This is a genomic window from Novosphingobium sp. THN1 (genome assembly GCF_003454795.1).
Taxonomy (GTDB): Bacteria; Pseudomonadota; Alphaproteobacteria; order Sphingomonadales; family Sphingomonadaceae; genus Novosphingobium.
On sequence record NZ_CP028347.1, the window covers coordinates 2,513,357 to 2,529,468 of the forward strand.

Consider the following 16,112-nt stretch of genomic DNA (forward strand, 5'->3'; position numbering starts at 1 on the left):
CCACGTTAGTTGACATGACCGCCCGCAACATCTGGACCATCGGGTACGAGCAGGCCACGGTTGCGGCGGTCATGACTGCCCTGGTTGAAGCAGGCGTCGAAGTTCTTGCGGATGTCCGCGCGCTGCCGCTGTCGCGCCGTCCGGGTTTTTCGAAGTCTGCCTTGGCTGGAAGCGCACGCGAAGCCGGGATCGAATACGTTCACTTCAGGGCGCTCGGCACGCCCGCTGATGGGCGAGCCGCGGCGAGGCGGAACGATCATTCCGCGCTCGAGCGGATTTATGAGGGCCAGCTCCAGTTGCCCGAGGCAATCGCGGCCGGCGCCATTCTGGCCGATCTGGCAAAGGAACGGAACGTTGCCCTGCTTTGCTACGAGCGAGCGGCACATGGCTGCCATCGCTCGCTGCTCCAGAAGGCCGTGTTGCCGGAATTTGGCGTGATTGATCTTCTGCCGGCGGATTAGCCGCGCAGTTCCTTGTCGAGGAACGAGGCGACTTCGTCCAGATCGACATCCTTTGCCAGGAACGTCTTTCCGATACCGCGCATGAGCAGGAACGGCAGAGTTCCGGCATCCATTTTCTTGTCGTGCAGCATGTGATCGGCAAGGCGGCGGCCACTGCACTCAAGGCCCAGCGACCGCAGCGATGCCGGCAGGCCAACCGCCTCCATGTGTGCGACAATCCGTTGGGCATCCTGGCCAGACATAAGCCCCAGGCGGGCAGAGAAGCGGGCCGCCAGGACCATGCCCAGCGCCACGCCTTCGCCGTGGAGCAGGCGATCGGAAAAGCCGGTTTCTGCCTCAAGCGCATGGCCGAAGGTGTGGCCAAGATTGAGCAGCGCCCGGACCCCTGCAGTCTCCTTCTCGTCTGCAGCGACAATGCGGGCCTTTGCCGAAACACTCTGGGCGATCGCGGCTGCGCGTGCCGAGCTGTCACCTGCAAGCAGTTTCGCGCCGTTGGCTTCGCACCATTCGAAGAACGGAGCGTCGTCGATCAGGCCATACTTGATGACTTCGGCATAGCCGGCGCGCGTGTCGCGCAGGGGCAGCGTATCCAGCGCCGAAGGGTCTGCCAGAACGAGTGAAGGCTGATGGAACGCGCCGACCAGGTTCTTGCCGGCGGGGGTATTGATCGCGGTCTTGCCACCGACGCTGGAATCGACCTGCGCCAGTAGAGTAGTAGGTATCTGGATGAAGCCGCAGCCGCGCTTGACCATCGAGGCGGCAAAGCCGGTCAGGTCGCCAATCACGCCACCGCCGAAAGCGACGATGTTGTCCTTGCGCTCCACTTCCTGAAGCAGCAGCCAGTCGACAACACGGGCGAGGTGTTCCCAGCTCTTGGTGCTTTCACCCGCAGGAAGGACGAGCCATTCACTCTGCACGCCCGCAGAAGCGAACGAAGCTGTCACGGTTTCCTGCCAATGCGCGGCGACATTTGCATCGGTGACGATGGCAACGCGGTCCTTGCGCAGGAAAGGACGGCAGTGTTCACCCGCATTCGATAGCAGCCCGGCTTCGATGCGCACTTCATAAGGGGCGCCAGCGATGGCGACGGGGATCACAGCCATTTGTCGATTGCCTTGAGTATCTTGTCGGCAGTCACATGATGCGGCTGCGCGCTGCTGGTGACATGGATCGGGGCCTGGGAGTAGAACGGCTCCCGTTCCGCCTTGAGACGAGACAAGATCTCGCGCGGGTCTCCCGACCGGAGAAGGGGGCGGTTGTCCTTCCGGCCAACGCGTTCGACAAGGGTGTCGACGTCGCTGTCGAGCCAGACAGCAATGCCTTTTTCAAGGATCAGCGCCCGGGTTTCGGCATTGCAGAAAGCGCCGCCTCCGGTTGAGAGCACCTTGCGGTCCGTATGCTGACCCGTGCCCATCAGGCGCACGATGACGCGACGCTCGCCATCGCGAAAATATTGTTCGCCATATGTGGCGAAAATCTCGGGGATCGGCATGTGCGCTGCGCGTTCGATCTCTTCGTCGGCGTCAAGGAAAGGCAGGTGGAGCATCGTCGCCAGCTTTCTGCCGACGGTCGTCTTCCCCACTCCCATCATGCCGACGAGCACCAACGGTCGTGCGATCCGCCGCGCGATACGGGCGATTTCGGACGAGCTGAGCGGATGCGCGTCATGTTCCATTGCCGCGCCGCCTATACTTGCGCTAGTGCCCGTTGCAAGCACCGCCTCGACTGCATGGCGGTGCAAAAGCGTTTGGCGTCTGGTACCGGGTGGTTGAATGAAGAGGATTGCCGTGGTCGCTCTGGCAGCAGTTGTGGTGGTGGCCTTGTTGACGGTGATCTGGATCAGGGGTGGAACACAGCCGATGCAGTGGGTCGAACAGCCGGTCGGCGAACCTCCGGTCGGGAGCAGAGCGCAGTGAGCAGGCGTGTGTCCGGAAGGATGGCGATCTGGCTGGGCAGCGTTGCTGCACTTGCTTCAGTGTCCGGCGCGCTGGTCGCGCAGGAATCCCTGCTGCCGCCGGGCTTTGATAACCCTCCTGCGCCATCGCGCCCTGCGCCACAGCGCTCCAGCGCCCCGGCACCGGCACGCAGCGCGGCTCCGGTTGCTGCACGGCCAGCAGCTTCGGGATCGGCCGCTCCCATGCCGACAGCTTCGCCGGTCGTGCAGCCCCTGCCTGACGCTGTGCAACCCGCCGCCACCGCCGGGGGGGGCTCAGTGATCAGGCATTGCTCGATTCGATCGACCCGGCACTGCTCGCCAAGCTGATAGATTCGGCAAGGCCCAAGTCTGACATTCCCCCAGCCGGACGGCGCAGCCTCGATGTCGTAGGCGTGATTGATCAGAGCGACGGCGGGTTTCCGGTTGGTTCGACGCACTACCTCAACGGCCCGTTTGTCGAGGGCGTGATCACGAAGATGCGTGGGCGCTTCGTTTCGCGCTGGGGCCACATCCTCGCACGCAGGGTCATTGCCAGCAGGCTGGCAACTCCAGTCGGCATGAACGGGGCGGACTGGGCAGCCATCCGTGCGCAGCTCCTGCTGCGCATGGGCGAAGCGGACGCTGCGCGGGCGATGGTGCAATCGGTCGACAGCGGGAATTTCACCCGTGGTCTCGAGGATGCCGCGATGGCGAGCTTCCTGGCGACGGCGGATCCAGTGGGGCTGTGTCCCATCACTGCGCTCACGGCCGCAGGCAGGCCCGGATGGGACTGGGAGCTTTCACGCGCGATCTGTTCCGCCTTCACCGACGAAGGTTCGACCGCGATGGCATCGCTGGACAAGGCGTTGCGCAGGGGAACCGGAACCAAGATAGACATCTTGCTGGCACAAAAGTTTGCCGGAGCAGCCACCAACGCGCGGCGTGCTGTCAAGATCGAGTGGAATGATGTGGAGGCGCTGACACCTTGGAGCATCGGCATGTCCTTAGCGACGGGGCTTGAGCCTCCAGAGGACCTGCGCAAGAAAGCTGGCGAGAACTACGCCCTGCTGGCGGCGCGGGCGCCGATGCTGTCGCTCTATTCACGGGCCGCAGCCGCCGATGTGGGTGCCGCACGCGGCGTGCTCTCGTCCCGGGCGATGATCGATCTGTACAGCGCCATCCACGCCCAGTGGGATGCCGAGGGAGAGAATGACGCTGCGGATGAGTGGGCGCAGCGGGCCGCAACCTTGCGCACCGCCTATGTGGCCGAGGCACAGGACGACCGGCTCGACGCGATCCGTACCCTGTGGGGCGATGGCAACGACCCCGATCGCGCCTATGCAGGCTTGGTCCTCACATCGCATGCATCGGCGAGGATGATCCCCTCCGAGGCACTGGCCGATAGCGCGGCGCCCCTGATTTCCTCGATGCTGACCGCAGGGCTCGATCGGAACGCCATAAAATGGGCGCCTTTCTGTCCGGTCGGAACGGAGGCTTGGGGTTTGCTGGTCCTGGCAAATCCGGGCCGGGCCAACCGCACGGGCTCCGAAGGGCTCAATGCCTTCGCCGACAATGACGATTCCGATGACGCTATCAGATCCCGCTTCCTGCTGGCGGGCATGATGGGGCTGGATCGGGTCGACCCGGCCGCCGCGCGTGACTTCGCAGGCAAGCTTGGCGTTGATTTCAACCGGCAGACCCGCTGGACCCAGGCAATTGATAAGGCCGCCACGTCGAACAACCAGGCTCTGGTTGCGTTGCTCGCGGCCTTCGGCATGCAGGGCGATGACTGGGGCCGGATGACTCCGTTGCACCTCTACCATGTCGTCTCGGCCCTGCACCGTGTCGGGCTCAACAACGAGGCGCGCATGATTGCCGCCGAAGCCGTCGCTCGCGTCTGAGGCGGTGAAAGTCAGGGCGGAGCCTGCAGTCGAAGATTTTCTGTCGATGCTGGCTGTCCAGCGTGGCGCGGCTCCCAATACCATCGCCGCCTATCGCCGGGATCTTTCAGGCGCAGCTGAGGCGATCGGGCCTTTGTCGACTGCGACGCGTGAAGAGATTGCGCGGCTTGCCGGAGCCTTTGCGGAACTGGCGCCGAGTTCCCTGGCGCGAAAGTCGTCTGCATTGCGGCAGTTCTATGGCTTTCTCGTGGACGAAGGTTTGCGGGCGGACGATCCGTCAGGCGCCTTGCCACGACCAAAGACCCGCCGCCCGCTCCCGCGCCTGCTTGGGCACGATGAGGTGGGCGCGCTTTTCAGACAAGCGGAAGAGGATGCGACGTCGCGAACACCCGAAAGTCTCCGGATGCTGGCGTTCCTGGAACTTCTTTACGGATCTGGCCTGCGTGCTACCGAACTTGTCTCGCTTCCCTTGGCGGCGGTGCCGCGTGATGCACCGTTCCTGACCATTACCGGAAAGGGCGAGACCCAGCGTATGGTGCCGGTGTCCGCCAGAGCAACCAAAGCCTTGTCCGACTGGCTCACGGTGCGGGGTAGGCGCGGGCGGTTCGTGTTCCCCTCGCCGCGAGGCGGGTTCCTGTCGCGCGTCCGGCTGTTTCAGTTGCTCAGGGATCTTGCGCTTCGGGCCGGGCTGGATCCGGAAAAGGTCAGCCCGCATGTGTTGCGCCACGCCTTTGCCACGCATCTCCTCGAAGGCGGCGCTGACCTGCGCGTGTTGCAGACCTTGCTGGGCCACGCCGATATCGCCACCACGCAAATCTACACGCACGTTGATTCCGCGCGTCTCGTGGCCCTCGTAAACCAGCGTCACCCGCTTGCCCGGAGTTGACCAAATCCGCGCTCGCGCCTAGCGGATTGGCCATGATTTCCTACCTCGAGTTCGAAAAGCCGGTCGCCGCGCTGGAAGCCCGCATCGCCGAACTGCGCCAGACTGCGCAGGGCGGAGACATCGACATCTCGTCCGAGATTCGCAGGCTTGAAAGCAAGTCGGCCGAATTGCTCGCCAGCACTTACAAGGCGCTGACTCCTTGGCAGAAGACGCAGGTCGCCCGGCACCCTTCGCGTCCGCATTTCAAGGACTACGTCGAGAAGATCTTTACGGATTTCATGCCTTTGGGCGGTGATCGTCTTTTCGGAGAAGATCAGGCGATCGTCGGTGGATTTGCGAAGCTGGATGGTCGCCGGGTAATGCTCATCGGCCACGAAAAGGGCAACGATACCCAGAGCCGCATTCGCCACAACTTCGGCATGGGCAAGCCCGAAGGCTATCGCAAGGCGATTCGGCTCATGGAAATGGCGAGCCGATTCGGGCTGCCGGTCGTGACGCTCGTGGATACCTCGGGCGCCTTCCCGGGCGTGGAGGCGGAAGAGCGTGGCCAGGCCGAAGCCATCGCCCGGTCGACCGAGGCCTGTCTTGCGCTCGGCGTTCCGATGGTGGCGACGATCGTGGGCGAGGGCGGTTCTGGCGGCGCGGTGGCGCTGGCGAGTGCAGAGCGCGTCCTGATGCTCGAGCATGCCGTCTACTCTGTCATTTCTCCCGAAGGCTGCGCTTCCATCCTGTGGCGAACGGCCGAAAGGGCTGCAGACGCGGCAGAAGCGATGAAGGTGACGGCGCAAGACCTGCTGTCGCTTGGCGTGATTGATCGCATCGTGCGCGAACCGGTTGGAGGAGCGCACCGCGACCCTGAGGCAACTTGTGCGCTTCTCGGGAAGGCTATCGGCGAAGAACTCGATGCGCTTGTCGGAAAGCCGGCGGCCGAGCTTCGCCAGCTTCGGGCGGAACGCTTCCTGCGCATCGGCGCCTGATCGCGCGCGCCATCTGGCGCTCGGGAACTCTATTTGCGACAAGTCGGTTATTGCACCAGTCCATTAGCGGGGCGGGTGCGATGCACTCGCGTTCGTGAGATATTCGCATTGGGGAGTTGACGATGCCTTTTTTCCGCCGTTCGCGCGCCGCGTTCCTGACTGTCTCGGTCATCGCGATGTCGTCGCTACCTGCGTGTGTCAGCCAAACCGGCAGTCCGGCAACCGCGCAGGGCACTGCGCAGTCGATCAGTGCGGCAGACAAGAAGCAGGGCGCCGAGGCGCACCCGCAGTTGCTGCAAGAGTTCGGTGGCGCGATGACCGGGGCGCAGGCGAACTATGTGGAAACGGTCGGCAAGAACATCGCACTTCAGTCCGGGCTTAGCAACGCGCGAGGTGATTTCACGGTCTCCTTGTTGAATTCCCCGGTCAACAACGCCTTCGCCATCCCTGGTGGCTATATCTATGTTACCCGCCAGCTGGCAGCGCTCATGAACAACGAAGCAGAACTCGCCGGAGTGCTTGGTCACGAAGTCGGACACGTCGCTGCACGCCACGCAGCCAAGCGTGAAAGCCAGGCGACTCGCAATTCTTTGCTCGGAGCGCTGGGATCGATCCTGTCCGGCGCCTTGCTCGGTAACAGTGCCCTTGGCCAGCTTGGCCAGCAGATCTTCTCTACCGGCAGTCAGTTGCTGACCCTAAAATACTCGCGCGGCCAGGAAACCGAAGCGGACAACCTGGGTATCACTTATCTGCAGAGGGCAGGTTACGATCCTCGCGCGATGTCTACCGTTCTGCAAAGCCTTGCAAACCAGAACGCACTTGATGCCAGCGTGAAAGGGACAACGAATCAGGTGCCGGAATGGGCCAGCACCCACCCTGACCCGGCATCGCGCGTCCGGGCCGCGTTAACCCGAGCGGGCAACACCACCGGAAGAACGAACCGCGATGCCTTTCTCGCCGGCATCAACGGGCTGACATACGGCGACGATCCTGCCCAAGGCATCGTCGATGGTTCCAGCTTCGTGCATCCGTCCCTGAGGCTCGCTTTCCGGGCACCCAATGGCTTCTATCTCGTGAATGGCACCCGGGCGGTGTCGATCTCAGGGCAAAGCGGCAAGGGCGAATTCTCGACCGCCGCCTACAGTGGCAATCTCGAAAGCTATGTGCGCTCGGTCTTCACCAACCTGTCAAGCCAGCAGCAACTTGCCCCTGCGACGCTTGAGCGGACCACTGTCAACGGCATTCCCGCCGTCTACGGTGCGGCCCGGGTGAACAGCGGCAACGGGCAGGTCGATGTCGTGGTGTTCGCTTATGAGTTCGGCCCGCAGCAGGCCTATCACTTCACGACAATCAGCCAGGCTGGGCAAGCCTCGCAGTTCGATACCATGTTCCGGTCCATCCGGAGAATCAGTGCAACCGAGGCATCGGCAGTCAAACCCCGCCGTCTGTCCGTGGTAACTGTAAAGTCGGGCGACACTGTCGAATCCCTGTCGAAGCGCATGGCTTACACCGATCAGCCGCTTCAGCGCTTCCTGGTTCTGAACGGTCTTTCCTCGGGAAGCCGTCTTGTTGCAGGGCAGAAGGTCAAGCTTGTCGTCTATTGACGCTGCTTTCGTCCGATTTTTCCCCATACAAACGAAAAGAGGCAGGCGCTCTGGCACCTGCCTCTTCAATCCCTCTGACGAGGAGCCGACTATTAGTTGGCCTGGTCAGCGGTGTTCATGTCGTTCGACACGTCGGTGAAGGTGTTGCTCAGCGAAGCGCCCAGCGAGGTCATGGCGCCGATGGCAGCAACAGCAACGAGGGCAGCGATCAGGCCGTATTCGATCGCGGTTGCACCTTCGTTGTTGGCGAGCAGGTCACGGAAAAGCTTCATGTTCGGTCTCCTAGAGGTGGTGCTTCATTCTTCCCGTCCCGCCCCATTTTGTCCCCGGAGCGAGCATTCGTAGTATTACCTACAAAAAACTAAGGATTGGTTAATCCGAATTCGTTCTTTGGTCGGTATTCGCGTCTACAGTGACGTACAGGTTATACAGAGCTTCGGAGAAGTTCTTCATGCCAAAGGTGGCAGCAAGTCCGATCAACGAGATAAGTAAACCGTATTCGACAGCCGTAGCGCCGCTATGGTTACGGAAAATTTTCAGAAGAAGGGTCTTCATTTCCGTTTCCATGGTTGCGGCGTAGGTTGGTCTACGTTGGCAATCCTAAGAAAAGGTTGATGGGCGCGCGGAATGGAAAAATTCTCGACAGTCACGATCGTGGTTGCGTTGGCGATTCTTGACCGGGAAGGGCGCGTGCTGATGCAGCAACGCCCCGTGAACAAGCGGCACGGCGGCCTTTGGGAGTTTCCTGGCGGCAAGCTCGAAGGGGGCGAAAGCCTTGGCTCAGCGGTTGTAAGGGAAATCGACGAAGAGCTCGGCCTTGCGATCGACGAAGAATCGTTGTTCCCGATTTCCTTTGCGCATGAAGCGCTTGGTTCGAACGCGCGGCAAATCCTTCTTCTGCTCTACGGCACGCGAATCTGGGGCGGCGTGGCGGTGGCGAAGGAAGCGGGAAGCGCGATCCGCTGGGTCGATGCCGAGGAACTCGCAGGTCTGTCGATGCCCCCTTGGACATTCCACTGGCCCAAGTGGTAATTCCTCTGCTGGGGGCTTGCCAAAGGTGAATCAGCCTCCTAAAGGCGCGTCTCCCAAGCACCCGTAGCTCAGCTGGATAGAGCATCAGACTACGAATCTGAGGGTCGGACGTTCGAATCGTTCCGGGTGCGCCACCTTTCCTCGGGAAGGTGTTACGGGAAGGCTGTACGCAAGTTCGGCCATGACATGATGGTGGGCACCCGTAGCTCAGCTGGATAGAGCATCAGACTACGAATCTGAGGGTCGGACGTTCGAATCGTTCCGGGTGCGCCATCACCGTTTCTCGAAAGAGCCCGCCGTTGCGCGGGCTCTTTTCGTTTCGGGCAGCCAAGTCATTTGTGCGACCGCGAACTGCGAGCCAAAACGGTTCATGGAATTTGCATAGGTATCCATAATAGCTTCATAGTCACCGAACAGCGTTGCGAACGGGCCGCGCTGCGGTATAGGCTCGACAGAGCGTTCCTGACCCTACGGAACCCGAGGCTGCCAGAAAAGGAAACCCAGACTTGGCGAAGTCCCCGAGGCCCAGAGCCACTACATCTGCCACGAAACCAGCGGCGAAGCGCGCGACCACTGCCGTGGTCGGGGCCGAACCGGTCATTGCGTCCGACGTAGCCGAAGAAGCGGCCTTCGCCCTGCGGAGTCTCCAGCAGGCGCACGCGAACAACAAGCGTTACGATGCAAATGATGAGGAACTGCTCAAGTTCTACGAGCAGATGGTGCTGATTCGCCGCTTCGAGGAGAAGGCGGGCCAGCTTTACGGTCTGGGCCTGATCGGCGGTTTCTGCCATCTCTACATCGGGCAGGAGGCTGTCGCCGTTGGTCTCCAGTCTGCCCTCAAGGAAGGGCATGACAGCGTGATCACGGGGTATCGTGATCATGGCCACATGCTTGCTTACGGCATCGATCCCAAGGTGATCATGGCCGAGCTCACCGGTCGCGGTGCGGGCATTTCGCGCGGCAAGGGCGGTTCGATGCATATGTTCAGCACCGAGCACAAGTTCTACGGCGGGCACGGTATCGTCGGGGCGCAGGTTCCGCTTGGTGCGGGCCTGGCTTTTGCCCACAAGTATCGCAACGATGGCGGCGTCTGCATGGCCTACTTCGGCGACGGTGCCTCGAACCAGGGTCAGGTTTACGAGACCTTCAACATGGCGGCGCTGTGGAAGCTGCCGATCATCTTCGTGGTCGAGAACAACGGTTACGCGATGGGGACGGCGGTAAAGCGCGGTTCGGCCGAAACGCACTTCTATCGCCGTGGCACCGCGTTCCGGATCCCGGGCATGGACGTGAACGGCATGGACGTTCTGGAGGTCCGTCAGGCAGCGGAAGTTGCGCTTGAGTACGTCCGCGCCGGCAATGGTCCGGTGCTGATGGAACTCAAGACCTATCGTTATCGCGGCCACTCCATGTCTGACCCCGCAAAGTACCGCAGTCGTGAGGAAGTGCAGGAAATGCGCGACAATCACGATCCGATCGAAGGTGCCAAGGCCGAGCTGCTCAAGCGCGGCGTGACCGAGGAGAGGATCAAGGAAATCGACAAGCGCATTCGCCAGGTCGTCGCCGAATCGGCAGATTTCGCCGAAACATCGCCCGAGCCCGATGTGGCCGAGCTTTATACCGACGTGCTGGTGGAGAACTACTGAGATGGCCATCGAACTGAAGATGCCCGCGCTCTCCCCGACCATGGAGGAGGGAACCCTTGCCAAGTGGCTGGTCAAGGCCGGCGATGAAGTGAAATCGGGCGACATCCTCGCCGAGATCGAGACCGACAAGGCAACGATGGAATTCGAAGCCGTCGACGAGGGTACGATCGGCGAGATTCTGGTGGCTGAGGGCACCGAAGGCGTGAAGGTCGGCACCGTCATCGCGACGATCAAGGGCGAAGACGATTCGTCCGATGCTGCACCTGCACCCGCGCCGGTGGTGGAACAGAAGGCCGCGCAAAGCGAAGCTCCTGCCGGGCAGGATGCCAAGGCGAAGGCCGCGGCAGCCATCGCGCCCAAGAGCGATGCCAAGCCGGCCGCCGATCCCGAACTTCCCGCCGGCACGACGATGGTGCCGACCACGGTCCGCGAAGCCCTGCGCGATGCCATGGCCGAGGAAATGCGCGCGGATGATCGCGTGTTCGTGATGGGCGAGGAAGTGGCCGAGTACCAGGGCGCCTACAAGGTCACCCAAGGCCTGCTCGAGGAGTTCGGCCCGCAGCGCGTGATCGATACGCCGATCACCGAGTACGGCTTTGCCGGCATCGGCGCTGGCGCTGCCATGGGCGGCCTTCGCCCGGTCATCGAGTTCATGACGTTCAACTTCGCCATGCAGGCGATCGACCACATCATCAACTCTGCCGCCAAGACCAACTACATGTCCGGTGGCCAGATGCGCTGCCCGATCGTGTTCCGTGGCCCCAACGGGGCTGCCAGCCGCGTTGGTGCGCAGCACTCCCAGAACTACGGCCCGTGGTATGCCAACGTGCCTGGCCTTGTCGTCATCGCGCCCTATGACAGCGCCGACGCCAAGGGCTTGCTCCGCGCGGCCATCCGCAGCGAGGATCCGGTTGTCTTCCTCGAGAACGAACTGGTCTACGGCCGCACCTTCGACGTGCCGCAGATCGACGATTTCGTGCTGCCGATCGGCAAGGCCCGCATTGTCCGTCCTGGCAAGGATGTGACGATCGTTTCGTACTCGATCGGCGTCGGCTTCGCACTCGAAGCGGCCGAAGCACTTGCCGCCGACGGCATCGATGCGGAAGTGATAGACCTGCGCACGCTGCGCCCGCTCGACAAGGAAACGGTCCTTGCCTCTCTGGCCAAGACCAACCGCATGGTCGTGGCCGAAGAAGGCTTCCCGGTCTGCTCCATCGCGTCCGAAATCATCGCGATCTGCATGGAGGAGGGCTTCGATCACCTCGACGCCCCCGTTCTGCGCGTGTGCGACGAGGATGTGCCGCTGCCTTATGCGGCGAATCTTGAAAAGCTGGCCTTGATCGACGCCAGCAAGATCGCGGCCGCCGTGCGGAAGGTCTGCTACCGCTGAGTTGCCAGATCGGCTGAAAGTGCAGGGGCGTCGGAGCGATCCGGCGCCCTTTCACATTCAGTCGTAACCATTATAGACATTGCATTGCGCGATGGGGTCGGGAGCCGCGCCGTTGCGCTGGTAGATCTGGGTCAGATCCCGGTCAGCACGGACGTTGAAGGTTGCGGTTGTGCGAACTACCGCATCGGGCACGAAGCGTTGGCTGACGAGGGGCTGGTACGCATACTCGATCTCGACGAAGATGACTGCATCGCCTTCGGTTGCGGTCACTTCCTCGCCGGCCGGTCCCATGCCGGAAAGCGAGCCATCGGTTCCTGTTCCTTCACCGCCGTACGACGATTGGAAGTTCCGCTTGCCCTTGCAGCGTTGCCAGTGGATGTACTGGGTGTCTTCGGTGCCGGGCACGACCTCAAGGCTGCTGATGACAACCCGGCCATGCTCGAACAGATCGAGCTTGCCTGCCTGGATGTTGGCGCCGACCAGCAGGTCGTTGATGTCGCTTTCGTAGATCTTGAGGTTTTCGAGCATCGACACGTCACCGATGCGTGAGCCGTTATCGGCCAGTTGCATGGCTAGCTGGCTGACACGCATGTGGGTGATGGCAAGATTGCCCAGTTCCGCTCCCCACAGCCCGAGCGTAAGCACGAGCGGCGCCCCAAGCGCGAGTTCGACCGCCGCCACGCCGGAGGTGTTGCGGACCACGCCAGCGAGGCGCTCGACAATCCGCTTCACGTGCAGTTCCCGAGTTTTGCCCGGCTCTTCTGGGCATCGTAAGGCTGGTTACGCAGCACCGTGCTGGCGCTGTTGGTCACCGTTTCGCTGAGGCCGATCAGGGACGCCATCGGGAACTTGCGGTCGTAGGTCATGGTCGCGGTATAGACGACCGCGTCGCGCGCCCCGCCAAGGCCATTGGCGCCCCTGTCGCGATCCCATGTGCCACTGCCATTGGCGTCTTCGTAAGGCTCTCCGTCATCGCAGACGCCGTTCTCGTTGGCGTCGGTATAGTCTTCCTCCAACCCGATATCCGTGAAGTTGGCGTAGGCCTTGCGCGAAAACGCGATGGAGGCATCGGGAACGACGCGAAGGACCTCGGACTTCACCGCGTCATCGAGCACGGTCAAAGTGCTTGCTGCCCCCTCGACAGTGGAATCGCGCGCGGCGCGTTGCAGTGCCCCTTGCAGCATCGTGTTGGCATAGACCGAGTATCCCATGTCGAAGAGTCCCATCAGCAGGAGCACCAGCACAGGAGAGGCAAGCGCGAACTCCACCGCCGTTGCGCCTTCCGCATCGGTGCCGAGGTTGTGCAAATTGCGTCTCATCACTGGGCCAGTCTCAGGTCGCCGATCGAGCGCGCGATCTTCCGGAAGGCATTCTGCAGTTCTCCGGCATTCTTCGCGCTGAAGTAGTGGCCGCTGCCGGCACAATCGGTCATGATCGGGTTGAGATCGGTGCCGAATGCGACGAACCAGACAGTGATGTTGCGCTTCTTCACTTCCTCGCAGACGAAGGAAAACCGCTTTTCGATCGTCTGCGTGAGCGTGATCGGCGATGTCGGACTCCAGCGCCGCTGTGCGATCGGCTCCACGCCGTAGGAGCTGTAACTGATGTCCAGTGAGGACGTTTGCCCGTCGGTCAGGAAGATCAGGTGGCGACTGGTCCTCTGGCGCGCAGAGACATCGGCATTCTCGGCCGCGAAGAGTCCCTTCGGAGACAGCAGACGCGCTGCCCAGATCATGCCGATGTCGTGGTACGTACTGCCGGCGGCAACCAGGCCGTCGATGTAGCCGTCGAATGCGCTCTGGTCCCACACCTGCAGCTTGCGCGCTGAAGTGGGGCAGGCGGCGAATCCGGCAATGCCAGGAGCAAGGAACTCGCTGTTGGTGGTGACCTCGCTGGTGGTGAAGCTGCCCGAGCCGTCCCAACGCCTGGCACGTTCGTAGATCATCGCAGGATACATCGGCCGCCACTGCGTGTCGGGAGCGCCGGAGGTGGGCACCGTATCGATATCGAGATCGAGCGCGCGATCGAGATCGACGTTGGCGTAGTCGTCGATCTCGTAGGTCGATCGCTCTTCAATGCAGCCGTTCGACGCCGTGCGCCAGTCGCTCGTGTCCCTCAGGACATCCTTGTAGAGCCAGGAGCTGCCCGAGGCGAGACTGGGCTCGGTGATGTACTTGAAGGTGTCGACATAGCTCGCATAAGTCGTCGTCGAGAGCGTGCAGGTCGTGCCGGATTGAGAGACGGAATAGGTGTTGCCGTTCCTCGTGCGGTTGTAAGTGTAGGTCGTCCTCGTGCCGGAGGGGTCGGTCACTGCGGCGGTCGTCGTGGAAACAAGCTGAGTCGACGTCGTCAGCGTGTTTGCCGGTGCAGCACAAGAGTATGCGCCACCGGCCTCCGTCGCAGCAAATGTCGAGGTGGTTGTGTGATAGGTCCCGGATACCGGAGAGACGGCACTGTAGTATCCATAAAGCCCGCCGCTTCCACTCGTGCCCACCAGGGTCCGCGATGGATAGCGCCACTGTGGGACGACCCATTCGTCCTTGAGCAAGCCGCCGACGTTCACGTTCGTGGAATAGGGAACGAAGCCATAACGAATCCGGCTTTGTGGCTGACGATTGGCTTCCATTGTGGCGTAGAAGCCCTTCACCACCGATTTCAGCACGGCAATCTTGGGCGAGGTGTCGTCGGGGTTGCTTTCGGCCATCGAGCCGGTGACATCGAGGGCCATCATGATGTCGGTGTTCGGCACGTTCAGTTCGGCGCGACAATTGACGGATATGGCGATTTCGTCCTTGCCGAAGAACTGCATGATGTCGGTCGGAAGGATGACCGACGCAATGCCGCCGACGGACTGATCGTCCTCCAGGGTCATCACGAAGTCCCTGTCGATGGAGTTGTAGATGCCGTCGGCAAAGTTCGCGTTGAAAAAGCGCGTGCCCTTGCTGACGACAGCTGCGCCGTCGACGTCAGGGTCGAAGTCGACGATCGCACCCAGTTCCTTTCGGGCGCCGAGCACGCCGGCATCACAGGCTTGCTGAAGCCGGGATTCGACGAGATATGCGCGACCCATGTCGATGCTCGAGCCGACCAGCGCAAGCAGCGGAACGACAGATATTGCGAGCATGATCAGGGCATTGCCGGATTCATCCCGGCAGAGACCGCGCAGGCAGTCGACCGTCGAACCATACTGCGTTCGAAGCCAGGAATGGCAACGGGAAAGAGGAGCGCCTGACGACATATTCTATAAGATTACGCAGAAACCCCTAATATCAAGGATAACTTTCATCGTAAAATATGTCTTAAAATACCGAAATAGCCCCGCGATGTTGTGGAAGGCATGATTAATCCAAGTGCTTGGCAGCAATCGGACTGGTCCGTTGAGCCTCAGGTACTTTCCATCAGGAAAAGCGGTTGGGAGTATGTGATCGGAAATGCATCCACTCCGATAAATGAAAGAACAGTCGGGATGCTGTAAGTCATGGTCACGGTCTTCTCGACCGTTCCTGCAATACGGGGCGTGGCAACATTCGTGACGGTGATCGCCAGACGCGAGCTTTCCAACAGATAAGGGCTTTTGATCGCGATGGAGCGCAGATAGAATCGGATCTGATCGTTGGTAAGCTCATTCCCGGTCTGATAATTCACCACGGCGTAGCGCATCACGTCTGACGCGACCGAACGCATCGCGTTGTAGTTCTGCATGCCGATGCCGATCTGGAAGACGCCGAGCATCAAGGCGAGGATCGTGGGCGCGAGAAGGGCAAACTCCGTCACCACGGACCCCTGCTTCTGCCGCAGCAAGGCGCGCATTGCCCTGATCATGCCCTTGGCGGTCATGCCTTGGTCCTCTGGCCGTAAAGAACATAGCGATTGACCTGGAGCGAAATGGTCGAGCCGAGGCCGAACTCTGTCCAGATCGGCACGAAATCGGATGTCAGCGTGACCTGCACATAGCGTGAGACGTTATCGCCTGTCGCGCAGGTGCTTTCCAGTGCGACATAGGCGTTGGAGGAGTTGCAACGATAGGCGGCCGCCACGTTCACCTGTTCGGACTCCAGTCCGGCGGTCGCAATCACGACGTTCTTGAGCGCGGTCAGTTCGTCGGCCGTGTCCGGGTCAGTTGCAAGCGCGACGGATTCGGCGAGCGTCATGGCGCTCTGCAACTCGCTCTGCCGCGCAACGAGGCTGCTCACCTGATAGGCGCCAAGGCTGAACAACACCATGAGCGGGGCGATGATCGCCGTCTCGACGGCCATCGCCCCGCATGTGTCAATTGTGATGCGTTTCAGAAGTGATCTGG

At 61.6% G+C, this 16,112-nt stretch carries 18 protein-coding genes and 2 tRNA genes; 11 read left to right on the plus strand and 9 right to left on the minus strand.

Annotated features, from left to right (window positions below):
• Positions 1-14 precede the first annotated feature (14 nt).
• Positions 15-461: a DUF488 family protein gene (locus C7W88_RS12375; RefSeq protein WP_118073756.1), complete on the plus strand. Its 447-nt coding sequence runs from the start codon at positions 15-17 to the stop codon at positions 459-461.
• Here the strand turns inward: C7W88_RS12375 and aroB are convergent.
• Complete coding sequence (gene aroB / locus C7W88_RS12380) at positions 458-1,564, minus strand: 3-dehydroquinate synthase (protein ID WP_118073757.1); 1,107 nt, start codon at positions 1,562-1,564, stop codon at positions 458-460. The two genes, C7W88_RS12375 and aroB, sit on opposite strands and share 4 nt — an antisense overlap.
• Positions 1,555-2,136, minus strand: a complete 582-nt coding sequence (locus C7W88_RS12385; RefSeq protein ID WP_118073758.1) for a shikimate kinase — start codon at positions 2,134-2,136, stop codon at positions 1,555-1,557. Before C7W88_RS12385 ends, aroB begins: the two co-directional genes overlap by 10 nt.
• A 97-nt stretch (positions 2,137-2,233) precedes the next feature.
• Between C7W88_RS12385 and C7W88_RS22700 the strand changes: the two genes are divergently transcribed.
• The 5 genes from C7W88_RS22700 (at position 2,234) to C7W88_RS12405 (ending at position 7,744) form a co-directional block, all read left to right on the plus strand.
• The gene (locus C7W88_RS22700) at positions 2,234-2,377 is read left to right on the plus strand and encodes a hypothetical protein (RefSeq protein WP_162896028.1); all 144 of its coding nucleotides are present in this window, start codon (positions 2,234-2,236) and stop codon (positions 2,375-2,377) included.
• A gap of 307 nt (positions 2,378-2,684) precedes the next feature.
• Positions 2,685-4,277: a hypothetical protein gene (locus C7W88_RS12390; RefSeq protein ID WP_240344631.1), complete on the plus strand. Its 1,593-nt coding sequence runs from the start codon at positions 2,685-2,687 to the stop codon at positions 4,275-4,277.
• A 4-nt stretch (positions 4,278-4,281) separates the two neighbouring features.
• A complete protein-coding gene (locus C7W88_RS12395; protein WP_118074756.1) occupies positions 4,282-5,163 on the plus strand; it encodes a tyrosine recombinase in 882 nt (293 codons plus the stop codon).
• A gap of 32 nt (positions 5,164-5,195) precedes the next feature.
• Positions 5,196-6,140: an acetyl-CoA carboxylase carboxyltransferase subunit alpha gene (locus tag C7W88_RS12400; RefSeq protein WP_118073759.1), complete on the plus strand. Its 945-nt coding sequence runs from the start codon at positions 5,196-5,198 to the stop codon at positions 6,138-6,140.
• A 122-nt stretch (positions 6,141-6,262) separates the two neighbouring features.
• Complete coding sequence (locus C7W88_RS12405; protein WP_118073760.1) at positions 6,263-7,744, plus strand: M48 family metalloprotease; 1,482 nt, start codon at positions 6,263-6,265, stop codon at positions 7,742-7,744.
• Positions 7,745-7,836: 92 nt separating this feature from the next.
• On the opposite strand, the gene C7W88_RS12410 is transcribed toward C7W88_RS12405, so the two are convergent.
• Both C7W88_RS12410 and C7W88_RS24800 read right to left on the minus strand, forming a co-directional pair.
• Positions 7,837-8,016 (minus strand): Flp family type IVb pilin, encoded by a 180-nt coding sequence (locus C7W88_RS12410; RefSeq protein WP_118073761.1) that lies wholly within the window; start codon positions 8,014-8,016, stop codon positions 7,837-7,839.
• Positions 8,017-8,116: 100 nt separating this feature from the next.
• Positions 8,117-8,311 (minus strand): Flp family type IVb pilin, encoded by a 195-nt coding sequence (locus C7W88_RS24800; protein WP_205525176.1) that lies wholly within the window; start codon positions 8,309-8,311, stop codon positions 8,117-8,119.
• 60 nt (positions 8,312-8,371) lie between these two features.
• Here C7W88_RS24800 and C7W88_RS12420 point away from each other — a divergent pair, with 60 nt between their 5' ends.
• The 5 genes from C7W88_RS12420 to C7W88_RS12440 all read left to right on the plus strand — a co-directional run bounded on the left by C7W88_RS12420 (position 8,372) and on the right by C7W88_RS12440 (position 11,812).
• On the plus strand, positions 8,372-8,776 hold the full coding sequence (locus tag C7W88_RS12420) for a (deoxy)nucleoside triphosphate pyrophosphohydrolase (RefSeq protein WP_240344636.1): 405 nt from the start codon (positions 8,372-8,374) through the stop codon (positions 8,774-8,776).
• 57 nt (positions 8,777-8,833) lie between these two features.
• Positions 8,834-8,910, plus strand: a tRNA-Arg gene (locus tag C7W88_RS12425).
• Between the two features lie 62 nt (positions 8,911-8,972).
• Positions 8,973-9,049: transfer RNA gene (locus C7W88_RS12430), tRNA-Arg, on the plus strand.
• A gap of 305 nt (positions 9,050-9,354) precedes the next feature.
• Entirely contained in the window at positions 9,355-10,422 is a 1,068-nt protein-coding gene (pdhA, locus tag C7W88_RS12435) for a pyruvate dehydrogenase (acetyl-transferring) E1 component subunit alpha (RefSeq protein WP_370073132.1), read from the plus strand.
• A gap of 1 nt (position 10,423) precedes the next feature.
• The gene (locus C7W88_RS12440; protein WP_118073763.1) at positions 10,424-11,812 is read left to right on the plus strand and encodes a pyruvate dehydrogenase complex E1 component subunit beta; all 1,389 of its coding nucleotides are present in this window, start codon (positions 10,424-10,426) and stop codon (positions 11,810-11,812) included.
• 57 nt (positions 11,813-11,869) lie between these two features.
• Here C7W88_RS12440 and C7W88_RS12445 read toward each other — a convergent pair whose 3' ends face one another.
• The 5 genes from C7W88_RS12445 to C7W88_RS12465 all read right to left on the minus strand — a co-directional run bounded on the left by C7W88_RS12445 (position 11,870) and on the right by C7W88_RS12465 (position 16,068).
• Positions 11,870-12,544: a TadE/TadG family type IV pilus assembly protein gene (locus C7W88_RS12445; RefSeq protein ID WP_118073764.1), complete on the minus strand. Its 675-nt coding sequence runs from the start codon at positions 12,542-12,544 to the stop codon at positions 11,870-11,872.
• Entirely contained in the window at positions 12,541-13,131 is a 591-nt protein-coding gene (locus C7W88_RS12450) for a TadE/TadG family type IV pilus assembly protein (RefSeq protein ID WP_118073765.1), read from the minus strand. The genes C7W88_RS12445 and C7W88_RS12450 overlap by 4 nt, the downstream gene beginning before the upstream one ends.
• Positions 13,131-15,050 carry a pilus assembly protein gene (locus C7W88_RS12455; RefSeq protein WP_118073766.1) on the minus strand — a complete coding sequence of 640 codons (1,920 nt, stop codon included), beginning with the start codon at positions 15,048-15,050 and terminating at the stop codon, positions 13,131-13,133. The genes C7W88_RS12450 and C7W88_RS12455 overlap by 1 nt, the downstream gene beginning before the upstream one ends.
• A gap of 146 nt (positions 15,051-15,196) precedes the next feature.
• On the minus strand, positions 15,197-15,649 hold the full coding sequence (locus C7W88_RS12460) for a TadE/TadG family type IV pilus assembly protein (RefSeq protein WP_118073767.1): 453 nt from the start codon (positions 15,647-15,649) through the stop codon (positions 15,197-15,199).
• Positions 15,646-16,068: a TadE/TadG family type IV pilus assembly protein gene (locus C7W88_RS12465; RefSeq protein ID WP_162896030.1), complete on the minus strand. Its 423-nt coding sequence runs from the start codon at positions 16,066-16,068 to the stop codon at positions 15,646-15,648. Before C7W88_RS12465 ends, C7W88_RS12460 begins: the two co-directional genes overlap by 4 nt.
• Positions 16,069-16,112: the final 44 nt, after the last annotated feature.

What these genes read in the sequence shown, in the direction of transcription:
- C7W88_RS12375 (WP_118073756.1), top strand. Translation starts at nt 15, where the DNA reads ATGACCGCCCGCAACATCTGGACCATCGGGTACGAGCAGGCCACGGTT.
- aroB (WP_118073757.1), bottom strand. Translation starts at nt 1,564, where the DNA reads ATGGCTGTGATCCCCGTCGCCATCGCTGGCGCCCCTTATGAAGTGCGC.
- C7W88_RS12385 (WP_118073758.1), bottom strand. Translation starts at nt 2,136, where the DNA reads ATGGAACATGACGCGCATCCGCTCAGCTCGTCCGAAATCGCCCGTATC.
- C7W88_RS22700 (WP_162896028.1), top strand. Translation starts at nt 2,234, where the DNA reads ATGAAGAGGATTGCCGTGGTCGCTCTGGCAGCAGTTGTGGTGGTGGCC.
- C7W88_RS12400 (WP_118073759.1), top strand. Translation starts at nt 5,196, where the DNA reads ATGATTTCCTACCTCGAGTTCGAAAAGCCGGTCGCCGCGCTGGAAGCC.
- C7W88_RS12405 (WP_118073760.1), top strand. Translation starts at nt 6,263, where the DNA reads ATGCCTTTTTTCCGCCGTTCGCGCGCCGCGTTCCTGACTGTCTCGGTC.
- C7W88_RS12410 (WP_118073761.1), bottom strand. Translation starts at nt 8,016, where the DNA reads ATGAAGCTTTTCCGTGACCTGCTCGCCAACAACGAAGGTGCAACCGCG.
- C7W88_RS24800 (WP_205525176.1), bottom strand. Translation starts at nt 8,311, where the DNA reads ATGGAAACGGAAATGAAGACCCTTCTTCTGAAAATTTTCCGTAACCAT.
- C7W88_RS12420 (WP_240344636.1), top strand. Translation starts at nt 8,372, where the DNA reads ATGGAAAAATTCTCGACAGTCACGATCGTGGTTGCGTTGGCGATTCTT.
- C7W88_RS12440 (WP_118073763.1), top strand. Translation starts at nt 10,424, where the DNA reads ATGGCCATCGAACTGAAGATGCCCGCGCTCTCCCCGACCATGGAGGAG.
- C7W88_RS12450 (WP_118073765.1), bottom strand. Translation starts at nt 13,131, where the DNA reads ATGAGACGCAATTTGCACAACCTCGGCACCGATGCGGAAGGCGCAACG.
- C7W88_RS12455 (WP_118073766.1), bottom strand. Translation starts at nt 15,050, where the DNA reads ATGTCGTCAGGCGCTCCTCTTTCCCGTTGCCATTCCTGGCTTCGAACG.
- C7W88_RS12460 (WP_118073767.1), bottom strand. Translation starts at nt 15,649, where the DNA reads ATGACCGCCAAGGGCATGATCAGGGCAATGCGCGCCTTGCTGCGGCAG.
- C7W88_RS12465 (WP_162896030.1), bottom strand. Translation starts at nt 16,068, where the DNA reads ATGGCCGTCGAGACGGCGATCATCGCCCCGCTCATGGTGTTGTTCAGC.